The 21909-nt window shown below is 42.6% G+C and carries 21 protein-coding genes; 15 read left to right on the forward strand and 6 right to left on the reverse strand.

What is annotated here, in order from left to right; all coding sequences use genetic code 11:
• The first annotated feature begins 63 nt into the window (after positions 1–63).
• Genes purE through purB form a run of 3 tightly spaced genes read left to right on the forward strand, consistent with a single transcriptional unit; the run spans position 64 to position 3011 of the window.
• Positions 64–558 carry a 5-(carboxyamino)imidazole ribonucleotide mutase gene (gene purE / locus ACQV1I_RS02440; RefSeq protein ID WP_116335135.1) on the forward strand — a complete coding sequence of 165 codons (495 nt, stop codon included), beginning with the start codon at positions 64–66 and terminating at the stop codon, positions 556–558.
• Positions 551–1681, forward strand: a complete 1131-nt coding sequence (purK, locus tag ACQV1I_RS02445; RefSeq protein WP_116335134.1) for a 5-(carboxyamino)imidazole ribonucleotide synthase — start codon at positions 551–553, stop codon at positions 1679–1681. Before purE ends, purK begins: the two co-directional genes overlap by 8 nt.
• Before the next feature lie 22 nt (positions 1682–1703).
• Positions 1704–3011, forward strand: a complete 1308-nt coding sequence (gene purB / locus ACQV1I_RS02450) for an adenylosuccinate lyase (RefSeq protein ID WP_116335133.1) — start codon at positions 1704–1706, stop codon at positions 3009–3011.
• 125 nt (positions 3012–3136) lie between these two features.
• Here the strand turns inward: purB and ACQV1I_RS02455 are convergent, their stop codons facing one another.
• Positions 3137–4249, reverse strand: coding sequence for an aminopeptidase (locus ACQV1I_RS02455; protein WP_116335132.1), 1113 nt, complete (start codon positions 4247–4249; stop codon positions 3137–3139).
• Positions 4250–4310: 61 nt separating this feature from the next.
• Complete coding sequence (locus ACQV1I_RS02460) at positions 4311–5507, reverse strand: iron-containing alcohol dehydrogenase (RefSeq protein WP_116335131.1); 1197 nt, start codon at positions 5505–5507, stop codon at positions 4311–4313.
• A gap of 253 nt (positions 5508–5760) precedes the next feature.
• Between ACQV1I_RS02460 and purC the strand changes: the two genes are divergently transcribed.
• The 8 genes from purC (at position 5761) to ACQV1I_RS02500 (ending at position 13370) form a co-directional block, all read left to right on the forward strand.
• Positions 5761–6480, forward strand: coding sequence for a phosphoribosylaminoimidazolesuccinocarboxamide synthase (gene purC, locus ACQV1I_RS02465; protein WP_116335130.1), 720 nt, complete (start codon positions 5761–5763; stop codon positions 6478–6480).
• Positions 6473–6730 (forward strand): phosphoribosylformylglycinamidine synthase subunit PurS, encoded by a 258-nt coding sequence (purS, locus tag ACQV1I_RS02470; protein WP_018674283.1) that lies wholly within the window; start codon positions 6473–6475, stop codon positions 6728–6730. Before purC ends, purS begins: the two co-directional genes overlap by 8 nt.
• A gap of 1 nt (position 6731) precedes the next feature.
• Positions 6732–7424, forward strand: a complete 693-nt coding sequence (gene purQ / locus ACQV1I_RS02475) for a phosphoribosylformylglycinamidine synthase subunit PurQ (protein WP_104033192.1) — start codon at positions 6732–6734, stop codon at positions 7422–7424.
• Positions 7405–9645, forward strand: a complete 2241-nt coding sequence (gene purL, locus ACQV1I_RS02480; RefSeq protein WP_116335129.1) for a phosphoribosylformylglycinamidine synthase subunit PurL — start codon at positions 7405–7407, stop codon at positions 9643–9645. Before purQ ends, purL begins: the two co-directional genes overlap by 20 nt.
• Positions 9630–11054 (forward strand): amidophosphoribosyltransferase, encoded by a 1425-nt coding sequence (gene purF, locus ACQV1I_RS02485; RefSeq protein ID WP_094701392.1) that lies wholly within the window; start codon positions 9630–9632, stop codon positions 11052–11054. Before purL ends, purF begins: the two co-directional genes overlap by 16 nt.
• 16 nt (positions 11055–11070) lie before the next feature.
• Entirely contained in the window at positions 11071–12114 is a 1044-nt protein-coding gene (gene purM / locus ACQV1I_RS02490) for a phosphoribosylformylglycinamidine cyclo-ligase (protein ID WP_094701393.1), read from the forward strand.
• The gene (purN, locus tag ACQV1I_RS02495) at positions 12111–12716 is read left to right on the forward strand and encodes a phosphoribosylglycinamide formyltransferase (RefSeq protein WP_018674288.1); all 606 of its coding nucleotides are present in this window, start codon (positions 12111–12113) and stop codon (positions 12714–12716) included. Before purM ends, purN begins: the two co-directional genes overlap by 4 nt.
• 198 nt (positions 12717–12914) lie before the next feature.
• Positions 12915–13370, forward strand: a complete 456-nt coding sequence (locus ACQV1I_RS02500; protein ID WP_094701394.1) for a hypothetical protein — start codon at positions 12915–12917, stop codon at positions 13368–13370.
• A 55-nt stretch (positions 13371–13425) separates the two neighbouring features.
• Here ACQV1I_RS02500 and ACQV1I_RS02505 read toward each other — a convergent pair whose 3' ends face one another.
• Positions 13426–14745 carry a globin-coupled sensor protein gene (locus tag ACQV1I_RS02505; protein WP_094701395.1) on the reverse strand — a complete coding sequence of 440 codons (1320 nt, stop codon included), beginning with the start codon at positions 14743–14745 and terminating at the stop codon, positions 13426–13428.
• Between the two features lie 245 nt (positions 14746–14990).
• Here ACQV1I_RS02505 and ACQV1I_RS02510 point away from each other — a divergent pair, with 245 nt between their 5' ends.
• On the forward strand, positions 14991–15260 hold the full coding sequence (locus tag ACQV1I_RS02510) for a hypothetical protein (protein ID WP_236645905.1): 270 nt from the start codon (positions 14991–14993) through the stop codon (positions 15258–15260).
• Between the two features lie 17 nt (positions 15261–15277).
• Here ACQV1I_RS02510 and ACQV1I_RS02515 read toward each other — a convergent pair whose 3' ends face one another.
• The gene (locus tag ACQV1I_RS02515) at positions 15278–15427 is read right to left on the reverse strand and encodes a hypothetical protein (RefSeq protein WP_201747444.1); all 150 of its coding nucleotides are present in this window, start codon (positions 15425–15427) and stop codon (positions 15278–15280) included.
• A gap of 84 nt (positions 15428–15511) precedes the next feature.
• Positions 15512–16195, reverse strand: a complete 684-nt coding sequence (locus ACQV1I_RS02520) for an NAD-dependent epimerase/dehydratase family protein (protein ID WP_116335128.1) — start codon at positions 16193–16195, stop codon at positions 15512–15514.
• Between the two features lie 214 nt (positions 16196–16409).
• Between ACQV1I_RS02520 and purH the strand changes: the two genes are divergently transcribed.
• Both purH and purD read left to right on the forward strand, forming a co-directional pair.
• The gene (gene purH / locus ACQV1I_RS02525) at positions 16410–17966 is read left to right on the forward strand and encodes a bifunctional phosphoribosylaminoimidazolecarboxamide formyltransferase/IMP cyclohydrolase (protein WP_116335127.1); all 1557 of its coding nucleotides are present in this window, start codon (positions 16410–16412) and stop codon (positions 17964–17966) included.
• A gap of 16 nt (positions 17967–17982) precedes the next feature.
• Positions 17983–19272, forward strand: a complete 1290-nt coding sequence (gene purD / locus ACQV1I_RS02530; protein ID WP_116335126.1) for a phosphoribosylamine--glycine ligase — start codon at positions 17983–17985, stop codon at positions 19270–19272.
• A gap of 78 nt (positions 19273–19350) precedes the next feature.
• On the opposite strand, the gene ACQV1I_RS02535 is transcribed toward purD, so the two are convergent.
• A complete protein-coding gene (locus ACQV1I_RS02535) occupies positions 19351–19881 on the reverse strand; it encodes a YgaP family membrane protein (protein ID WP_255193724.1) in 531 nt (176 codons plus the stop codon).
• A 142-nt stretch (positions 19882–20023) separates the two neighbouring features.
• Between ACQV1I_RS02535 and ACQV1I_RS02540 the strand changes: the two genes are divergently transcribed.
• The gene (locus tag ACQV1I_RS02540; RefSeq protein WP_116335125.1) at positions 20024–21784 is read left to right on the forward strand and encodes an adenine deaminase C-terminal domain-containing protein; all 1761 of its coding nucleotides are present in this window, start codon (positions 20024–20026) and stop codon (positions 21782–21784) included.
• Positions 21785–21909 lie beyond the last annotated feature (125 nt).

Here is a 21909-nt window from a genome sequence, read left to right on the forward strand (position 1 = left end):
CTGAACGTGAAATGATCTTAAAAACGTAATATAACGAAAATGGAAGGTCAAGGGGGAAGCGGCGTGGTTGCACCGATTGTAGGAGTTATCATGGGAAGTACTTCTGATTGGGAAACAATGAAGGAAGCTTGCCACATACTAGAGGAGATGCAGATTCCATATGAAAAGCAGGTAGTTTCTGCTCATCGTACGCCTGATCTTATGTTTACGTATGCAGAGACTGCTCAAGAGAGAGGCTTGAAGGTGATTATAGCTGGGGCCGGTGGAGCAGCTCATCTTCCGGGAATGGTAGCGGCTAAGACCATTCTTCCTGTCATCGGTGTACCAGTGAAATCAGCCGCTTTAAACGGATTAGATTCTTTGTTGTCGATCGTGCAGATGCCAGGGGGCGTTCCGGTTGCTACCGTAGCGATTGGCAAGGCTGGGGCTACGAATGCTGGTTTGCTAGCTGCTCAAATCGTCGGGACGAATGACGAGGAAATAAGTCAGCGTTTAACAAAACGAAGAGAGGCTACACGAAAAAAGGTTATGGAAGAGAGCGAGTTGCCCCATGAATAAAGAGAAGCAGATCAAACCAGGTAGTACCATTGGCTTGTTAGGCGGAGGACAACTAGGAAGAATGATTACACTCGCTGGTAGAGCGATGGGATATCGGTTTGTGGTGCTAGATCCTACAGAGGATTCACCATGTGGTCAAGTAAGCGATCAGCAAATCGTTGCTAGATATGATGATCAACTGGCAGCTCGTAAATTGGCCCAACTTAGTGATGTGATTACGTATGAATTTGAGAACGTAGATGCTGGTGTAGCAGCTATTTTAGAAGAGGAAGCTTTTGTGCCACAGGGAAGTAAGCTATTGGGCATTACACAACATCGCGTTAAGGAGAAGACTACTCTTCAAGCCTGTGGTCTGCCTGTAGCACCATTCCGAGTCGTAGCTTCAGCAGAGGATGTACGAGCGGCTGTTGTGGAATTGGGTTTACCTGCTGTTATGAAGACAGCTACAGGAGGCTATGACGGTAAGGGGCAGTGGGTATTACGCTCTTTTGAAGAAATAGAAGAAGCTTTTTCATGTCTTGCAAAAGCTAAAACAGAACTGATCGTGGAAAAATTTGTCCCTTTCATCAAGGAGTTATCTGTTATCGTAGCTCGTAATGTATCAGGGGAAATAGCAGCCTTTCCTATAGCGGAAAATATTCATCGAGAAAACATTTTGCATCAGAGTATAGTCCCCGCTCGGATTGAAAGGGAGATTCAACAGCGAGCTGAGCGATTAGCCATTGAGTTGGCAGAAAAGCTGGAGATGGTTGGGTTACTTGCTGTGGAAATGTTTCTTACGGAGGATGGGGGGCTTTATATAAACGAGATGGCTCCGCGTCCGCACAATTCTGGTCATTATACAATGGATGCCTGCTTGACCTCGCAATTCGAGCAGCATATTCGAGCGATTAGTAACTTACCACTTGGCTCCACGAAGTTGCTTAGTCCGGTCGTTATGGTTAATATTTTAGGTGAGCATGTAGCACCTTTACTCAAAAAAATAGATCAACTACCCAAGAAAGCAAAATTGCATTTGTACGGGAAACAAGAGGCCAAGGAAAAACGAAAAATGGGTCACATAAATCTTGTTGCCGAATCGGTAGATGTAGCACTGCAACAGGCAGAAAAACTTGGAATATGATCATAAATGGAGGAATGAACGAATGATTGAACGCTATACAAGACCAGAAATGCGCGCCATCTGGACAGAAGAAAATAAGTATAAGGCATGGCTAGAAGTAGAGATTTTGGCGTGTGAAGCATGGGCAAAGTTAGGGGTTATTCCAAAAGAAGATGTTGAAAAGCTATGGAAGAATGCTAGTTTTGATGTTAATCGTATTTATGAAATCGAACAAGAGACACGCCACGACGTAGTAGCCTTTACCCGTGCTGTCTCGGAAACGATGGAGGGCGATGAAAAAAAATGGGTTCACTATGGTCTAACCTCTACCGATGTAGTAGATACGGCACTTGGTTACCTGATTCGCCAGGCAAACGAAATTATTGAAAAGGATATTGAGGATTTTATTGAAGTCTTAAAACAGAAGGCCATTGAACATAAGGATACAGTCATGATGGGCCGTACACATGGAGTTCATGCTGAGCCAACTACTTTTGGTCTGAAGGTAGCACTATGGTATGAAGAGATGAAACGTAATTTGGCCAGATTCCGTTCTGCACGTGTGGAAGTAGAAGCGGGTAAAATGTCAGGGGCTGTTGGTACGTATGCAAATATTGATCCATATGTAGAGCAGCATGTATGTAAGAAGCTTGGTCTGACAGCAGCTTCAATCTCGACGCAAACCTTACAGCGTGATCGTCATGCAGAGTATATGGCTACGCTTGCGTTGATTGCTACTTCCTTAGACAAATTTGCTACTGAAATCCGGGGCTTACAAAAGAGTGAGATTCGTGAAGTGGAAGAGGCATTTGCAAAAGGTCAGAAGGGTTCTTCGGCGATGCCACATAAACGCAACCCGATTGGCTCTGAGAACATCTGTGGACTTTCGCGTGTTATCCGTGGTCATATGATGTCTGCTTATGAGAATGTACCACTTTGGCATGAGCGTGATATCTCGCATTCTTCTGTAGAACGTGTTATTTTACCAGATGCAACACAACTACTTAACTATATGCTGCGTCGCTTTATGAACATCGTGAAGAACCTGACGGTGTTCCCTGAGAATATGAAACGCAACATGGATCGTACGTTTGGATTAATTTATTCTCAACAAGTATTGCTTAAATTGATTGATAAAGGCTTGAGCCGCGAAAAAGCTTATGACACGGTACAACCACGTGCGATGCAAGCGTGGGAGGAGCAACGTTCATTTAAAGAGATTATCAGTGAGGATGAAACGGTGAAGGAAATGCTGACCACAGAAGAGCTGGAGGCTTGCTTCGACTATCGCTATCATCTGAAGCATGTAGATACTATTTTTGTCCGTTTGGGATTGATTGAAGGTAAGTAACCACCCTTTTTCGTTAATAAACTGCAAAACAATAGGCTTTTCAGAGCTCAATCAGAGTTCTTGAAAAGCCTATTTCATTTTATTTACCTTCTTCAAAAGAATGGTTCTCTTAAACCTGGTTTCTTTTAGACCAAATTCTCAGGATTTAAGCCTTTTAGTTCAGGCAAGACGAATATTCCATCCTTGCGAATCAATACATCATCAAACCAGATTTCTCCACCGCCATACTCAGGGCGTTGGATTTGTACCAAGTCCCAGTGGATAGAGGAGCGGTTACCGTTGTCAGCAATATCATAGGCATTACCAGGTGTAAAGTGGAAGCTTCCCGCGATCTTTTCATCGAACAAGATGTCGCCCATTGGCTGTAGGATGTGAGGGTTAAAGCCGATTGCAAACTCCCCAATGTAGCGAGCACCTTCATCTGTATCTAGAATCGTGTTTAGCAATGCTGTATTACTGCTAGTAGCTTCAACAATTTTGCCCTCTTTAAACGTGAGCTTCACGTCTGTGAAGGTCGTACTATGGTAATTGGTTTTTGCATTGTAATAGACAGTACCTTCTACGGAATTACGTACAGGAGAGGTATAGCATTCACCATCCGGTATATTTGCTTTACCATCGCATTTGATAGTTGGTATTCCTTTAATAGAGAATTGTAGATCAGTTTCTGGACCCACAATGCGTACACGGTCTGTTTTGTTCATCAATTCTACTAATGGGTCCATTGCTTTGGACATTTTGGCATAGTCCAGATTGCATACGGAGAAGTAAAAATCTTCAAAGCCTTCCAAGCTCATATTAGCAGCTTGTGCCATAGCTTTGTTTGGATAACGAAGTACGACCCAGCGTTTATTTGGAACGCGCTCTTTAAGATGAACCGTGCTGTAATAAACACGGGAGTAAAGCCCCATTTTGTCTTCTGGAATATCAGAGTACTCATTTACATTTTCGAAGGCACGTACCCCAATGTATGCGTCCATATCTTCCATGCGCGCTAATTCATGCTTAGCAAAAAGAGCCATGTGCTCTTCGCTTGAGCCCATGATCAAGGATCGCATAATTTCCTGATCTTTTACAGTGACAACAGGAAGAGCTCCTACTGCAAAAGCTTCACGTACCAGCGCTTTAACTAATGCGGGCTGAAGTCCAATATTTTCGATTAGCACCTTTTCCCCTTTTTGTAAATCGAGAGAGTAACGAATTAATCGACTTGCAAGTTCATTGATGCGTGAATCCATGCTTTAACACCTCTTTTTATAATATGTATAACATGAATATATTATCAAAGATTATTCCTTCCTAGAAGCAAGTCTCGTAGATGCGAAGGACGTCATCAGCTGATAACGCTCTTGTACTTGGAATGTGGTCAACGCCTCCACCGGTACGAATTGCCTCGTGAGCCAGACTTGGCAAATCTTCGTGAGAAATACCAAAGTCGGATAAGCGCTGAGTAATTCCCATCTGCTGATACCAATGAGCAACAGCTTGGATGGTAGCCTGTGCTGCGGTCTGATCAGATTCGGCTGTTACCTGGAAGCACTGTCGTCCTAAACGGGCGAGCCTCTCAGGGCGATCTATTGCTACAAACTGCTCGAAGTATGGCAGGGAAAGGATAGCAAGTCCACGTCCATGAGACATATCGACATGTCCACTTAAAGGATGTTCGACCTTGTGTAGTGGATACCCTGCATTTCGACCTGCTCGGGCAAATGGAGAAATGCCAAGTGTGCTTGCCCACAATAAGGTGGAGCGGGCTTCTTCGTTATGAGGTTCAGCGATAGCAACCGTAGAAAACTGAACGACTAAACGAATCAATGCTTCTGTGACGCCGTCTTGTACATGAGCGTCATTGGGACCAACCAAATATTCTTCAAATAAATGCGAAAAGATATCTGCAGAAGACTCAGCTGTCACCCGAGCTGGGACTGTGTAGGTTAAAGATGGATCAAGAATAGCTACTTTAGGGAATAGGGCTGGACCTGAAAAGGAGCTTTTTTCATGGGTCTCCCAGTGAGTTAGTACAGTGATGTTGTTAGCTTCAGAGCCTGTTGCCGCCACAGTGGGAATTGTCAGTAAAGGTAGAGCTTCAGTTACGGGAACCAGTTCTTTTGCTGTGTTCTGAGGATTACCACGCAAATATTCATAACTGGATCGACCGGACAGAGCTACGGCAGCAATGGCTTTCGCTGCATCCATGACAGAACCGCCACCAAGTGCAATGACGAAATCGCAGTTTGTGTCGCGGGCAAGCTGTCCTCCGCGGTCTACGGTGGAGGTGCGTGGATTTGGTTCTACCTGATCAAATAGTTGGTAAGGTAGTTTTGCAGCTTGTAGTAACTGTTCTACCTTTGCTAATAGTCCTGTTGATTTGGCTGATCGTCCGCCTGTCACCAACAAAGCTTTTGTTCCTAATGCACGTGCCTCTGTACCGACACGTGCAAGCTCACCGACTCCAAAGTAGATGTGAGTGGGAAATTGAACCTGGAAAGGGTACATGGTACCATCGCCTCTTTTCATTAGAAAACAGTTTCGTGTTCGAAAGAAAATCCGAACATAAATCGTGTCTATATTGTACCACAATGGCATTTTGGCAATCTAAGAAGAAGTGTAAAGCTATAAACACGAACAAATGTCGAATATATCCTTTATAATATTCGTTGATTATCTGTTTGGTTTATGTTTTAATCAAGTTGAAAGTGATTTTTTGACTAAAACACGCATAAAGCTTGTAGCGGGAGGAGAATTTTTCTTGGAAAAGCGCGAGCAGCTATATGAAGGAAAAGCGAAGCAGGTTTATCTTACTTCAGATCCAGATGTGTATTGGGTGGCTTATAAGGATGACGCCACTGCTTTTAATGGCGAGAAGAAAGGGACAATAGTGAATAAAGGCAGATGGAATAATCAGATTAGCGCGATTTTATTTAAGGCGTTGACTGAAAAAGGCATCGCCAATCATTTTATCCGCCTGTTATCTGAAACGGAGCAATTGGTTAAAAAGGTCGACATTATCCCGTTAGAAGTGGTTGTGCGTAACATTGCTGCCGGGTCCTTAGCCAAGCGTTTGGGGTGGGCTGAGGGCGTACAATTAGATGAACCAATCATAGAATTTTATTACAAAAGTGATGAACTAGGAGATCCGCTCATTAATAATGACCACATTGCTATTTTAAAGATTGCCACAGTTCAAGAACTAACGGTAATGAAAGAGACGGCTTTGCAGGTCAATGAATTTTTACAGGAATATATGGATGCAAGAGACATACTTGTTGTTGATTTTAAATTAGAATTCGGCCGAACCTCAGATGGAGAGGTATTGTTAGCAGATGAGATATCACCGGACACCTGCCGTTTCTGGGATGCAGAGACGATGGAAAAGCTGGACAAGGATCGTTTTCGTCGCAACTTAGGAAACGTTGAAGAGGCGTATCAAGAAATGCTGAAACGATTAGGAGGAGAAGTTCATGTGTAAAGCTGTTATCTATGTTACCTTGCGTGAAAGCGTACTAGACCCTCAAGGGCATGCGATACAAGGAGCCCTTCATACCTTAGGATTTCAACAAGTAAAAGATGCTCGCATCGGAAAATATATCGAATTGACACTAGATACAAACGATCACCAAGCAGCCGAAAAGCAAGTGAAAGAGATGTGTGAAAAACTACTAGCTAATACTGTCATTGAAGAATACCGCTACGAGCTGGTAGAACTGGTGGAGGGCTAAGATGAGAGTAGCTGTTATCGTATTTCCCGGCTCTAATGCAGATGTGGACATGTACAACGCAGTAGAAGATTGCATGCAGGTGCCTGTTGATTACGTATGGCACTCCGAAACAGATTTATCAGCTTACGATGTCATTCTTTTACCAGGAGGGTTCTCCTACGGTGACTACTTACGCTGTGGTGCAGTAGCCCGCTTCTCACCTGTTATGGAGCAAGTGGTTAAGGCGGCACAGGAAGGTAAATTAATTATGGGAGTCTGCAATGGTTTTCAAATTCTGTTAGAAACAGGCTTGTTACCGGGAGCTATGTTACGGAACACCTCGCTTACTTATCGCTGTAAATTGTCTACATTACGTGTAGAAAATAATCAGACTCCATTTACCAATGCATTTGCCAAAGGGGAGCGAATTGAAATCCCGATTGCGCATGGAGAGGGTAACTATTTCTGCGAAGAGGAAACATTAAGAAGGATGCAACAAAACGGACAGATTGTCTTTCGCTACGATGGAGAGAATCCAAATGGCTCCTTGGACGATATCGCAGGGATTACGAATGAACGCGGAAATGTACTTGGTATGATGCCACATCCAGAGCGTGCTGTGCATAGCTGGATGACATCAGCCGACGGTCGTACCATGTTTACCTCAATTCTGAATGCCTGGAGGGAAAAAAACGGTGTCACAACTTACGCATAACGAACCATCAGCAAACCGTATTGCAGAAGAACGTCTATACCGTGAACTAGGTTTAACAGATGAAGAATACCAAAGCGTTGTCCGCTTGCTAGGCAGACAGCCAAATTGGACAGAAATTGGGCTATACAGTGTGATGTGGTCTGAGCACTGTTCTTATAAAAACTCTAAACCAGTGCTTCGTCGTTTTCCAACCAAAGGTCCTCGTGTTTTGCAAGGACCGGGTGAGGGAGCAGGTATTGTTGATATCGGTGATAATCAAGCTGTAGTTTTTAAAATCGAAAGCCATAATCATCCTTCAGCTATCGAACCTTATCAGGGAGCAGCAACCGGTGTTGGTGGTATTATTCGCGATGTGTTCTCGATGGGGGCTCGTCCGGTAGCGTTATTGAATTCCTTACGTTTCGGGGAATTAAAAACACCTCGGGTCAACTATTTATTTAAAAATGTTGTGGCTGGGATTGCAGGGTACGGCAACTGTATTGGAATTCCTACCGTAGGAGGAGAGATTAGTTTTGATCCAACCTATGAAGGAAATCCACTTGTGAATGCTATGTGTGTGGGGTTAATTGATCATGACAAGATTCAAAAAGGTGTAGCTAAAGGAATTGGTAACCCAGTAATATATGTCGGGGCCAGCACTGGTCGGGATGGTATTCATGGTGCTACTTTTGCTTCTGAGGAACTGAGTGAGGAATCAGAGAAAAAACGTCCTGCTGTGCAGGTTGGCGATCCTTTTATGGAAAAATTACTATTGGAAGCTTGCCTCGAGTTAATTGAAACAGGTGCAGTTACAGGTATACAGGATATGGGAGCGGCGGGCCTTACCTCATCAAGCGCAGAAATGGCCTCCAAAGCAGGTAACGGAATTGAAATGAATTTAGATGTAGTACCTCAGCGTGAAAAAGGGATGAGCGCTTATGAAATGATGCTATCCGAATCGCAAGAGCGCATGCTGGTAGTCGTAGAAAAGGGAAGGGAGTCAGAGGTTACAGCCATTTTTGAAAAATGGGGTCTCTATTCCGCAGAAATTGGGCGTGTAACGGATGATGGCATGTTACGCTTACTTCATCATGGCGAAATTGTTGCCAATGTACCAGTAGATAGCTTAGCAGAAGATGCACCCGTCTATCATAAACCTTCAAAGGTACCTGCTTATTACGAGCAGAATGCAGCTATAGATTCTACAGACTTCGAAATGCCAACTGATCTAAATCAAACGCTAGTCCAATTGCTAGCACAACCAACAATTGCTAACAAAGCGTGGGTATATGAGCAATATGATCACATTGTTCGTGCCTCAACTGCTGTAACGCCAGGTTCGGATGCAGCAGTGGTGATGATCCGTGGAACTCGTAAGGCGCTGGCTATGAGTACGGATTGTAATGGTCGATATGTTTATCTTGATCCAGAAGTGGGTGGAGCAATCGCGGTTGCCGAATCAGCACGGAATGTGGTTTGTTCGGGTGCTGAGCCATTAGCTATCACAGACTGCCTGAACTTTGGAAATCCAGAAAAACCAGAGGTTTTCTGGCAATTTGAGAAAGCGGTAGACGGTATGAGTGCTGCATGCAACGCATTGTCTACTCCGGTTATTGGTGGAAATGTTTCACTCTACAACGAACGTAGTGGTGAGGCAATTTATCCCACACCGGTAGTTGGAATGGTTGGCCTTATTACAGACGTGGACCATATTACGACACAAGAGTTTAAACAAGAGGGAGACATCATTTTGTTGTTGGGTGAAACTCACGCAGAAGTAGGTGGCTCAGAGTATCAAAAGCTACTGACAGGTAACATCTCCGGTCGCCCTCCACAAATTCATTTGGAAAAGGAAGCAAATGTTCAAAAAGTAGTGTTGTCTGCGATTCGCGCAGGGTATATACAATCGGCTCACGACTTGGCGGAGGGTGGATTGGCTGTCGCTCTTGCTGAGAGCTGCTTTGGAAAAGAGATTGGGGCAACGATTGACCTAACTGACGACTTACGCGCTGATCTGGCACTATTTAGCGAGTCACAATCACGTATTCTAGTGAGTACAACGCAAGACAATGTTAATCAAGTGAAACGGATAGCAGAAGAGCAGGGAGTGGCTTGCCAAGTACTAGGTACAACAGGATTAGACCATTTGGTTATCACACATCAAGGAAAAGAAATCGTGAACGCATCACTTACTCGCCTAAAATCAGCATGGAAGGATGCGATACCATGTTTGATCCAATAATCTGGGATAAGTTAAATGAAGAGTGCGGTGTTTTTGGAATATACAATCACAAGGAGGCAGCCCCACTTACTTATTTGGGGCTGCATGCTCTTCAACACCGTGGTCAGGAGAGCGCCGGAATCTGTTCATCTGATGGAGAAAAATGGTATAAGCATCGTGGAATGGGATTAGTAAGTGAAGCGTTTGGGCAAGGAGAATTAGCTAAGTTCCATGGGCATTTAGCTATTGGACATACACGTTATACTACACAAGGCTCAAGTAGGATTGAAAATGCACAACCTTTATTTTTTAATTATGCACAAGGTAGCATGGCTGTTGCTCACAATGGAAATTTGGTAAACGCAGGAGTTATTCGTAAGGAACTGGAGAAAAAAGGCTCTATTTTTCAAACAACCAGCGATACAGAAGTGATTGCGCATCTTATTGCCCGTTCATCGAAGAAGGATTTACCTTCCGCGGTTAAGGAGGCCTTACAGGAGATTAAAGGCGCCTATGCTCTTTTGGTAATGAACGAGGATCAGTTAATTGTAGCGCTTGATCCAAATGGATTACGACCACTATCGCTTGGAACATTGGGAGAAGCGATTGTAGTTGCTTCAGAAACCTGCGCTTTTGATATCGTAGGAGGTTCCTATTGGCGTGAGATCGAGCCAGGTGAGTTATTGGTTATTGATCAGCATGGTATTCAATCCCACCGATTTGCACCGAAAATAAATCGTACGCTATGTACTTTCGAATATATTTATTTTGCACGACCGGATAGTGACATTGATGGTATTAATGTACACATGGCTCGTAAACGACTTGGGAAGCAATTAGCTTATGAAGCGCCAGCAGAAGGTGATGTGGTAATCGGTGTACCCGATTCCAGTACTTCAGCGGCGATTGGTTTTGCTGAGGCGACAGGCATTCCATATGAGATTGGTTTTATTAAAAACCGTTATGTTGGTCGTACTTTTATTCAGCCTTCTCAAGAGTTACGTGAGCGTGGAGTTCACATGAAATTGTCAGTAGTTCGTAAAGTTGTAGAAGGTAAACGAGTGATCATGATTGATGATTCGATCGTACGCGGAACGACGAGTAGTCGTATTGTACAGATGCTACGAGACGCAGGAGCTGCTGAAGTCCATGTTCGAATCAGTTCCCCACCTGTAAAAAATCCGTGCTTTTATGGAATTGATACATCATCCTTTGATGAATTGATTGCATCGAATAAGTCTGTTGAAGAGATTCGGCAGTATATTGGAGCGGATTCATTAACCTTTATGACACCACAGGGCATGATTGATGCTATTGGGCGTATAGACAGTGATAAAGCACCGGATCGAGGGCATTGTCTGGCTTGCTTTACAGGTAATTACCCGACGGAGGTTAACTTCGAGGAAGCCTTACCAATCACGAAATGCTAGAAGGGAGCGATTACAGATGAGTCAAGCATATAAAGAAGCTGGTGTTGATATCGCTGCTGGAAATGAAGCGGTTGAACGAATGAAAAAACACGTTAGACGCACATTTCGTCCCGAAGTGATGAGTGGACTTGGTGGATTTGGGGCTTTGTTCCGTCTAAATGTAGCAGAGTATAAGCAGCCCGTGCTTGTATCTGGAACCGATGGTGTAGGGACTAAGCTAAAGCTCGCTTTTCAAATGGATCAACATGATACAATTGGCATTGATGCAGTAGCGATGTGTGTCAATGATGTTGTGGTACAAGGTGCTGAGCCGTTATATTTTTTAGATTATGTTGCATGTGATAAGGTAATCCCGACGAAGCTGGAATCCATTGTGAAGGGAATTGCGGATGGCTGTGAGCAAGCGGGCTGTGCCCTGATTGGTGGAGAAACGGCTGAGATGCCTGGTATGTATGCAGGTGGAGAATATGATATCGCTGGTTTTACTGTTGGGGTTGTTGAGGAATCAAAAATAATTGATGGAAGTAACATACAAGCAGGGGATATGTTAATCGGTATTACATCAAGTGGTGTTCACAGTAACGGATTTTCGTTAGTACGAAAGGTATTGTTGCAGGATGCTGGATTTTCGTTGCACGATCAAATAGAAGGTTTTGAAAAAAGTTTAGGTGAGGTCTTACTCACTCCCACAAAGATTTATGTCAAACCAATTTTGTCCTTATTAAAACAGGTTGATGTTAAAGGAATGGCGCATATTACGGGTGGTGGATTTACGGAGAACATTCCACGAATGCTACCGGATGGACTACAAGCTTCCATTACATTAGGGAGCTGGCCAGTATTACCGATTTTTAAATTGATCGAAAAAACAGGTAATATCAACCAGCAGGACATGTTCCTTACTTTTAACATGGGAATTGGAATGGTACTTGCTGTAGCCCAGAAGGATGCTGAGTACGTATTAAAAATGCTTCAGGAAGCTGGAGAGGAAGCGTATCTGATTGGGGATGTACAGCAAGGCGACAGTGGGGTTGTATATGTGGAAGGGGAGCACCGATGAGGATAGCGGTGTTTGCTTCAGGAAGCGGATCTAACTTTGAAACGATTGTGCAAGCGACTCGAGATGGACGTCTTCCTTCCTTAGAGGTAGCTTTGTTAGTCTGCGATCAAGCTAAAGCATATGCGATTAAGAGAGCAGAGCGGCTGGGAATTCCTGTGTACTTGTTTTCAGCCAAGGATTATATATCGAAGGAAGCGTTTGAACAAGAGATTTTAGCTCAATTGAAGCTATTAGAAATTGAATTTATTGTACTAGCTGGCTATATGCGATTGATAGGAAATGTATTGCTTACCGGCTATGAAGGGCGGATGATCAATCTGCATCCGTCTCTATTACCGGCATTTCCAGGAAAAAATGCTATTAAGCAAGCATGGGAGTACGGGGTAAAAGTGATGGGAGTGACTGTTCATTATGTCGACGAAGGAATGGACACAGGTTCCATCATTGACCAAGAAGTCATTTTTGTTCACAAGAATGATACGATAGAGAGCTTAGAACAAAAGATACATGAAATAGAGCATAGGCTGTTGGTTCGTGTGTTACAAAATATTAGTGAAGAAGCCCTGATAGGAATAGAAGGTAAGGGGAATCTATCTAGCTGAACAACCTGGTGTAGCAACATAATTAAAGCGTTCTCCTTCAGGATGAAGGAAAACGCTTTTCTGTGTTTGATTCGTATCGGAGTAGAATGATCTCAACCACCCAAAAGTGCCTTTCCACGACTTTCCCACTCACCAACTGCTTGCTTCATTCATACGATAAAGTAAGTGGGCACGCACACAAGGAGGCGAACAACTGGAATGGCAGATATCGTATCCAATTTGCTGAGCAAGCTTAGTGAGCGAACAGGCAGAGAGTGGAGCATTCATGACATTTATCGTTTGGCGCAAAAGCTACCTGAAGTAAATAGTCAAAATATAACTTCAGTACTAAATGAGATATCTGACATGGGATTGAACGTGTCCAAAGAGGCACGTGATCAGGTATTAACTAAAGTAAAAAACAAGGATTATACAGGAATTAAAAATGAAGTGCTACAACATCCTGTTGATGAGGAAGAATCACCTACCGAATGTAGCATGGATAAAAAAGAGAAAAAAGCAAAAAAAGAGAACAAAGCAAGTCAAAAAGCAAAAGGAGAATCTGCAAAAGTTGCTTTGCATCAAAAATCGAGAAAAGGATCTGAAGGTACTGAAGGTCTCTATCATAGTGTAAAAAAACTAAGTAAAAAAAAAGGAAAAAAGAAGCGTGTGTAAAAATAAACCGTACAGCCCGCGTTATGGGAGGTACGGTTATTCCTAGCAAAGGTTTCTATAACGTATCCATTACCTCAGATAGGTTCTCTGCTGAATGTGCGACATGAGAAACAGCCTGATTCATTTCTTCAATTACGCGTGAAAAAGTGACAAGCTCTTGTTCAATCAGATTGCTACGTTCCTTACTAATACTGACCGCTTTTTGGATATTTGCAAAAAAGCAGGTTATTTCGCTCATCGAAGACGTAGAGGAAGTAATCAATTCTTCTACACGGTCGAGAAGCGAAGACACTCTGGAGGTTTGATTATTTGTTTTTTCAATCAACTGAGTTACACCAGAGACCGACTTTTTCGTTTGTTCAGCGAGCTTGCGTACTTCATCTGCAACCACAGCGAAGCCCCTCCCTTGTTCACCAGCACGAGCTGCCTCGATGGCTGCATTTAAGGCAAGGAGATTGGTTTGTTCGGCGATACCAGTTACTACACTAACAATTCCACGAATTTGTTCTGAAGTATTTTCTAGGGCTTTCATTTCGACGGAGATTTCTTTCATACTAGACTGGAGCAGGTCGAATTGGCTTACCTGCTCGTCAAGCTTGGTGGTACCCTCTATGGATAAATTTTGCGCTTCGATAGAGGATGCGGTTCCTTTCTTCGCATGAATCACAAATTCGCCAGCTTGAGCACTTAACTCCTGGACAGCAGCACTCGTTTCTTCAGAGATAGCAGCTAATTCCTGAGCGGATTGGTTGACTTTTTCACGGACAATCACTTTCTTATCTTCCTCTAAACCACGTAAACGGTTTATTTCATCTTGGTAAGCCTCCAACACAATTTGTTGCTCAATACTTAATAATTTAGTAATTGCTGTCACTGATTTATGGTAATCAGATTTACTGTCTATATGTATGTCTAGCATATTGAACAACGAGATGGATAAATCCTGAAAGGCACATAAATACCATTTAGGTAAAAGACCGATTTTTACATGAGCTATGGCAATGCGTTTACGCTGCTGCAGAAAATTCTCATCAATAATACCGTTAAACAATTGTAAAATATGAGTACGCAAAGTTGATTTTAAACGGTCAATGGAGCTGTGGCGTTCAATAATGACCATCAAGGAAGGCTCGTGCTTCAGATTCTTATAAAATTGATGTACCATCTCATCGATATGTTGTTCAACGAATGGTTGCAGACATCGGGCAATGCGAAGATCAGATTCGGAAAGTTGAATCATTTCTAATTGTTTCATGACATCGGAATGTTTTGACACGGTTAGAGATACATGCTCTGCATGCGCTTGCTCATCTAGTGAGAATGCTTTCTTATTGTGGTTAGAACCAAAAAATGCGGAAAAAGGTTTGGCGCACATGAAATACCCCCCGGAATAATGAGACAGCAGTTTTTGATCTGATTGTCCGTTGCAATCTCTTTTGATTGTAATATATATATATTATAAATAAGTGATTCCCTATCATATAGAACTATAGTAGCTTCTATTTAAAATTAATATATCCTCTAGTTATATCGGTACCTTTTTTGTAAAAAGTAAGGTGTTTATACAGTTTCAGTATTTTATTTGTAAATAAGAATGTCAAGTGGTCGTGAGGTGAGAACATGAACTCATTTTGGCGATTTATTACTTCCTATTTTGTTGCCACACTGATATGGGTACTTATGTGGAGTAAAGCTGAGGGAATGATACCTGCTATTCAAGTAGCCTGGTTTACCATCGGTGTTGTATCTGGATCTATTTTAATCATGAATGTAAAAAACACATACCCAAGAAACCAACAAATCCTTTATCTGTTACTCGGCTGGCTGAGTATTTATGCAACCATTCATTTATTCGAATGGAAGCTAAAGGTGATAACCATGGCCTTTTGATGGTAAGGAGAAGCCTATTAGCATTTTTTGGATTCTTTATTATTCTTCTCTATTACAAGGGCGAGGAAGGCTAGTACAGAACTGATGATGCTAAGTATAGCGGCCCAAAATGCTAAATTTTCTGATGAAACACCGAGATTTCCCACTAAATCGGATGTTGCTGGCATGACTCTTCCCCCTCTCTGTCGACCTAGTAATCAGTTTATGTCTGCATACACAACGAGGGACTAGGCAGATATACGTACTGTAGATCAGGATTTAGGAAAACGTGATTGAGCAATATCATGTATAAGAGATGATTTGTACACATGATTTCCGACAATGCTTTGTTGGGCGGCTTGGTACATGCTATAGGCTACTTCTTCAGCAGGGATAGCACGATAAGTCGCCAATGGGCCAATCAACAAGGGGGAGAGAAAAGGCACCAGCTTACCTGCCCAATGTTCGGCAAATCGATACTCATGACGTTTACCTAGTAATAGGGAAGGACGAAAGAATAAGGTAGTAGGCAGCTGGAGATGTGTAATGTCTCGTTCCATCCTTCCTTTTAATTGATTGTAAAAGAAAAGAGAGTTCACATTTGCACCTAGAGCAGAAACCAATAGAAATTTTTCAGCGCCTTGTTGTTTAGCTAGGCGGGCCATGGTCAATGGATACTCATAATCAACACGCTGAAACTGTTCCTTACTTTTGGCCTTTTTTCGTGTGGTACCAAGACAGCAATAGATATGCGTACAAGAGAAAAGAGAGCCGTATTGATCCAGATTTTCAAAAGAAAGAACAGCTTGTTCGAGTTTAGGATGATCAATAGGTAGTGCCTTACGTACAACCACATATATACGCTCATATTCAGAAGCTTCTAACAAGAAAGAGAGTAAATGTCCTCCTACCAGTCCGCTTGCACCCGCAAGAAGGGCTGTTTTCTTTTGGAGCATGTCAACAATCCTTTCTGACTTATTCCATCTTTCTTATTATCTCCTATTTTTTACAGAAAAAAAAGAACATCATGACGGAAAGAAATTAGAAAGTAAATAAAAGGTAATTGGCGATTTCAGTAGTAAAAATGTTGAAAAAAACGTACGTTTATAATATGATTAGCTTGAAATGTTCGTGTTAAACGATTTAATTACATGTCAGGAGGTTCTTTCCGTGGGGAAAAAGAGAGCACTGATTAGCGTATCTAACAAAACAGGTGTGGTGGAATTTGCGAGCCAGCTTGTCGAGCTAGGTTTTGAGGTCATTTCAACTGGGGGTACAGCGACGCTTTTAGCTGATGCAGGTGTTAAGGTAACAGGAATATCAGAGGTAACTCAGTTTCCAGAAATGATGGATGGACGGGTAAAAACCCTGCATCCAGCTATTCATAGTGGTTTGCTGGCAGTTCGTGATAATAAAGAACACGTGGAGCAAATGGCGACCCAAGGTTTTGAATATATTGATATTGTAGCTGTTAATCTTTATCCGTTTAAGGAGACGATCTCTAAAACAGATGTTAGCTATGAGGATGCGATTGAAAATATTGATATCGGTGGCCCAACCATGCTGCGCTCCGCTGCAAAGAATCATGCATACGTGACTGTAGTTGTTGACGCCAATGACTATGAGCTTGTGTTGACTGAAATTCGAGAAAAACAAAACACCAGTCTAGAAACCCGCAAGCGTCTAGCGGCTAAAGTATTTCGTCATACGGCAGCCTACGATTCTCTCATCTCACGTTATCTAAGTGAACAAACAGGTGAGGAATTGCCAGAGAGCTTTACTGTTACCTATGAAAAAGCTCAGGAACTCCGCTATGGAGAAAATCCTCATCAGATGGCGGCCTTTTATCGAGATGCGATGGCTACTAGGGGCAATATCGCTACATGTAAACAACTTCACGGCAAAGAACTTTCCTATAATAATATTAACGATGCTAATGCTGCACTAGCTATATTGGCTGAATTCAGCGAACCAACAGTAGTTGCAGTAAAACATACCAATCCATGTGGGGTAGGTATGGGGGGGACGATTCACGAGGCTTACCAAAAAGCGTATGATGCTGATCCTGTCTCTATTTTTGGTGGGATCGTAGCAGCGAATCGCCCGATTGATCGCGAAACAGCTTTATTACTAAAGGAAGTATTTTTAGAAATCATCGTAGCGCCAGCTTTTGAACCAGAAGCGTTGATTATTTTACAGGAAAAGAAAAATGTACGTTTACTTCAGATGGACACAATAGTTTCTTCTGAACATAAGGGTGCATTAAGCTCGGCTTTTCAAATTACTTCTATGCATGGTGGAGCGCTTGTGCAAGAATGGGATCGCAAAGCGCTTGACCCTACTGCTATAATGGTCGTAACTGAACGTTCACCAAGTGAAGAAGAGCTAACGCAACTAGAATTCGCTTGGAAGGTGGTCAAACACGTTAAGTCTAATGCAATCGTTCTAGCTAAATCAGATAAAACGATCGGTGTTGGTGCGGGGCAGATGAACAGAGTAGGTTCAGCTCAGATTGCGATCACGCAAGCTGGAGAAGAGGCCAAGGGAGCAGTTCTTGCCTCGGATGCTTTTTTCCCAATGTCTGATACAGTAGAAGCAGCAGCTCAAGCAGGAATTACAGCTATTATTCAACCTGGTGGCTCTATTCGAGACCAAGAATCGATCGATGCGTGCAATCGTCATGGCATTGCTATGATTTTCACAGGTGTCCGTCATTTTAAACATTAAGGGGAGGACAAATAGGATGAAAGTTTTGGTAGTAGGCAGCGGGGGAAGGGAACACACCCTCGTGTGGAAACTGGCACAAAGCCCTAAAGTGGAGAAAATATTCTGCGCTCCGGGTAATGGCGGAACCGCTGCTCTGGTGCAAAACGTTCCGATCCAGGTTACAGATTATGCGGCACTGGCTCAGTTTGCGAAAGACGAGGAAATTGATGTTACCGTTGTCGGTCCTGAAGATCCACTTTTAGGAGGGATTGTAGATTTCTTTACTCTACGTAACCTACCTATATATGGTCCAAGTGCAAAAGCTGCAAAACTGGAAGGCAGCAAGTCCTTTGCTAAATGCCTGATGAGAAAATATGATATTCCAACTGCGGATTATGAATCTTTCCTCGATTTTGAATCTGCTATTGCTTACGTAAGAGAAAAAGGGGCCCCCATTGTTATTAAAGCGGATGGTCTGGCACAAGGAAAAGGTGTAATATTAGCTTTTAGCTTAGAGGAAGCAGAAGAAGCAATCCGCCAGATCATGCAGGATAGTAAGTTTGGTCAAGCAGGAAGCCGCATTGTTATTGAAGAGTTTATGCAAGGAGAAGAATTAACGCTGCTCTCGTTTATTGATGGGGAGACCGTTAAACCAATGATTCCTTCTCAGGATCATAAAACGGTATTTGATGGAGATAAAGGACCTAATACGGGTGGAATGGGTGCGTATGCTCCTGTACCTCAAGTAAAGGATAGCGATATACAACGTATGATAGATACGATTGTTCAACCAATGGCTTCTGCTATGGTAGCGGAAGGTATCCCATTTCGTGGTATTTTGTACACGGGAATAATGCTTACCGAGGAAGGGCCTAAGGTTGTAGAATTTAATGCCAGATTTGGCGATCCAGAAACACAAGTCGTATTGCCTTTATTGGAAACGGATTTAATAGATATTATTATGGCCACATTAAATGGAAGCTTGGCCGACTTAGACATCAATTGGAGTAAACAGAGTGCGGTTACAGTTGTTATGGCTTCACCAGGATATCCGGGGGATTATCCTAAGGGGGCTATCATAACTGGTGTGGACGTGCCTGTAGCCGATTCGCCTAAACGAGACAATCAGGAGATCGTGTTTCATGCTGGTACGAAACAAGAAGCTGATCATTTTGTAACAAGTGGTGGACGGGTACTGGCGGTAACTGCTTTAGCAGACTCCTTACAGCTAGCAAAAGAAAAGGCGTATCAGGCTGTAGCAAAGATATCCTTTACAGGTGCACATTATCGTAGAGATATTGCTGATAAAGCTTTTAAAAAGGTATAGGAAGCCAGTATAACATTTAGTCTGGACTGAACAAACAAAAGGGATTGGGCCTCTGTGGCCTTATCCCTTTGTTTGTTTTTACTCAGCATCATGAGTAGACGAATTCTTATTCTGTGATTGATCAAGATGTGAGCTGTTTTGATGAGTAGATTGCTTTTGAGATGCTTGATCACTTTGTTTTTCGCTTTCTACAAAGCTTTCGAAAGCCTTACGAGCAAGCTCTTCAACCTGCGTATTTTGAGAGTTGTGGTCTGTTGCTTGCTCATTTTCAGAATGTACCTGTTGATCTGTAGAGGTGCGCTTCAATGCTCGGTTTTTCATCGACGAGGTAGCCTCTCGGGTCTTGTTGTAAAGAGAAAGGCCAGTTGGAATAATTTTATCCATCGCTTGACGGACTAAATCCTCTTTTCTTGTGCTGATACCAAACGCTAAAAGGATTGGACAAAAGCGTGTGATTCCTTCGGCTACTTTCATAGCTGACCATAGTAAGAGACCATAAGGCTTTTTACCATAACGATAATTTGACATTTTGCTAATAGCGCATCCTAAACCAACTAGTCCCAATGTTATACGAATATAGGCATCAAACCTACCAACATTCTTTTTCATGCTCATCCTGCCTCCTTCCTTGTGTTAGTTTGTGTTGAGAAGCGATTGTCCACCCAAGGAAAAAATGGTAGGAAAGCAGGGATCGCTTAGCATACCATATAACTAGTAAATGACGATGCTAACAAGAGAGGAGAGGGAATGAGTGAGGGCAAGAAAACTAACAGAAATTGCTTATAAACAATTGATTCGTACGGCAAAAGGACTTGAAGCTGCTAGTGTATGGATTACTGGAGGGACAATATTAGATGTATATACGAAGTCCTGGCGAAAAGCAGACATAGTCTTGGCTGGTGAGCGTATTGCTTATGTGGGAGAAAAAGTACCACTAGTGAATGAGGATACAATTTGTATAAATGCAAAGGATAAGTATATCGTTCCTGGATATATAGAACCACATGCTCATCCTTTTCAATGGTATAACCCGTTCACTTTAGCTGATTATGCCCTACAAACAGGGACTACGACAATGATAAGTGATAGCTTATTCTTTTTTCAATTGTTGCCGTATGACAAGCTCTCTTCGCTTTTTGATGAAATAAATAAGCATCCTATGAAGCAATTTTTTTGGGCCCGATTGGATTCACAAACGTTACCTGATCCAGAAGGTGTTTTCCAACGTGAAAGGATAAAGGAGCTATTAGATCACCCTTTAGTGATTCAGGCCGGAGAATTAACCGATTGGAGAGGCATATTGGATGAACGAGAAGAGTTGTTAGAAGGCATGCGTTATGCTCTGGATCTAGGTAAGCGAATAGAGGGACATCATCCAGGGGCTTCTTATCAGACATTGGCTCTAGCAGCTGCTCATGGGGTAGGAGCTTGTCATGAAAGTATGAAGGCGGAGGAGCTGTTGCACCGCTTACAAGTGGGAATGTATGCCACACTTCGTCATTCCTCCATTCGACCTGATCTGCCCAAATTGATCACAGAATGGCTAGAGTTAGATTTACCTTGGTCACCTCGTATGATGCTGACATCCGATGGAGCAACAGCTCCGATGCTTCGAAACGGAGTAATGGACTACACGATCCGAGTTGCGATTGAGTCAGGTATGCCAATTGAGGAAGCCTATGTGATGGCAACCCTAAATCCTGCTACGTATTATGGCATGGATACCGAAATAGGTGGAATTGCTCCAGGTCGTCTGGCTGATATATTGTTTCTTACGGAAAAAAATAATCCAACCCCTGAAACAGTCATTGCAAATGGTCTTATTATCGTACAGGAGGGGCAGGTAGTTGCAAAGGTACCAAAGAGTCAAATGAGTGATTATGTTTCTGGTAGTCTCACCATGGAAGAAATGGTGTCTGATCAATGGTTTTTGTTTCCAGATAAGACGCAAGCCCTTTCCTTAGATACTCTTCCTGTAATCTGTATGATTAACGCGGTTATTAGTAAATTAGATGAAACAACCGTTATTCATGATTGGGAGGAGCTTATTCAAATACCGGATGCGATGCTTGCAGTATTAATTGATCCAAAAACGAAACAATTGACGAAGGCTATTTTACGAGGCTTTGCAGTTGAGCTGGAGGCATTAGCTACCAGTTTTCATGCATCCACAGAATTTCTCGTGCTAGGTCGTAATCCTCAATCGATGAAAGCGGCCCTACAGGAGATCATGGGATCAAAAGGTGGAGTGGCGATCATCGAAAAGGGGGAAGTGCTTTTTCATATACCCTTACCTATAGGAGGGAAAATGACAGATGAATCGATGGAGATCGTTATGGAAAAAAGCGAGCGCTTTACCACTTTAATGAAGGAACGTGGATATCGATTTGATGATCCAATTTATTCCTTATTATTTTTTACTGCCACCCACTTACCCTTTGTCCGTTTTACCAAGGCTGGAATCTATGAAGTGAAGACTGGTTCCTTGATTTATCCTGCTACTCCGCTCTAAAAAGTCTTCCTAATAGGTTATCAATAAAGCTTCTCATCCTTGTTGATATGTGTAAAATAGTGCCAATAGTGCGGTAGGATCGCTTCGATAAAAATTATTTTTTTCTTGTAAATTTTCTGATTTAT

Source organism: Brevibacillus sp. JB24b, assembly GCF_051713385.1.
In the GTDB taxonomy this organism is placed as follows: Bacteria; Bacillota; Bacilli; order Brevibacillales; family Brevibacillaceae; genus Brevibacillus_B; species Brevibacillus_B laterosporus.

Bases quoted from the DNA above. Each gene is read 5' to 3' on its own strand.
- ACQV1I_RS02510 (WP_236645905.1), top strand. From the start codon at position 14,991: ATGAACTCATTTTGGCGATTTATTACTTCCTATTTTGTTGCCACACTG.
- ACQV1I_RS02505 (WP_094701395.1), bottom strand. From the start codon at position 14,745: ATGTGCGCCAAACCTTTTTCCGCATTTTTTGGTTCTAACCACAATAAG.
- purF (WP_094701392.1), top strand. From the start codon at position 9,630: ATGTTTGATCCAATAATCTGGGATAAGTTAAATGAAGAGTGCGGTGTT.
- purM (WP_094701393.1), top strand. From the start codon at position 11,071: ATGAGTCAAGCATATAAAGAAGCTGGTGTTGATATCGCTGCTGGAAAT.
- purQ (WP_104033192.1), top strand. From the start codon at position 6,732: ATGAGAGTAGCTGTTATCGTATTTCCCGGCTCTAATGCAGATGTGGAC.
- ACQV1I_RS02460 (WP_116335131.1), bottom strand. From the start codon at position 5,507: ATGTACCCTTTCCAGGTTCAATTTCCCACTCACATCTACTTTGGAGTC.
- purN (WP_018674288.1), top strand. From the start codon at position 12,111: ATGAGGATAGCGGTGTTTGCTTCAGGAAGCGGATCTAACTTTGAAACG.
- purS (WP_018674283.1), top strand. From the start codon at position 6,473: ATGTGTAAAGCTGTTATCTATGTTACCTTGCGTGAAAGCGTACTAGAC.
- ACQV1I_RS02520 (WP_116335128.1), bottom strand. From the start codon at position 16,195: ATGCTCCAAAAGAAAACAGCCCTTCTTGCGGGTGCAAGCGGACTGGTA.
- purK (WP_116335134.1), top strand. From the start codon at position 551: ATGAATAAAGAGAAGCAGATCAAACCAGGTAGTACCATTGGCTTGTTA.
- ACQV1I_RS02535 (WP_255193724.1), bottom strand. From the start codon at position 19,881: ATGAAAAAGAATGTTGGTAGGTTTGATGCCTATATTCGTATAACATTG.
- ACQV1I_RS02515 (WP_201747444.1), bottom strand. From the start codon at position 15,427: ATGCCAGCAACATCCGATTTAGTGGGAAATCTCGGTGTTTCATCAGAA.
- purB (WP_116335133.1), top strand. From the start codon at position 1,704: ATGATTGAACGCTATACAAGACCAGAAATGCGCGCCATCTGGACAGAA.
- ACQV1I_RS02500 (WP_094701394.1), top strand. From the start codon at position 12,915: ATGGCAGATATCGTATCCAATTTGCTGAGCAAGCTTAGTGAGCGAACA.
- purD (WP_116335126.1), top strand. From the start codon at position 17,983: ATGAAAGTTTTGGTAGTAGGCAGCGGGGGAAGGGAACACACCCTCGTG.
- ACQV1I_RS02455 (WP_116335132.1), bottom strand. From the start codon at position 4,249: ATGGATTCACGCATCAATGAACTTGCAAGTCGATTAATTCGTTACTCT.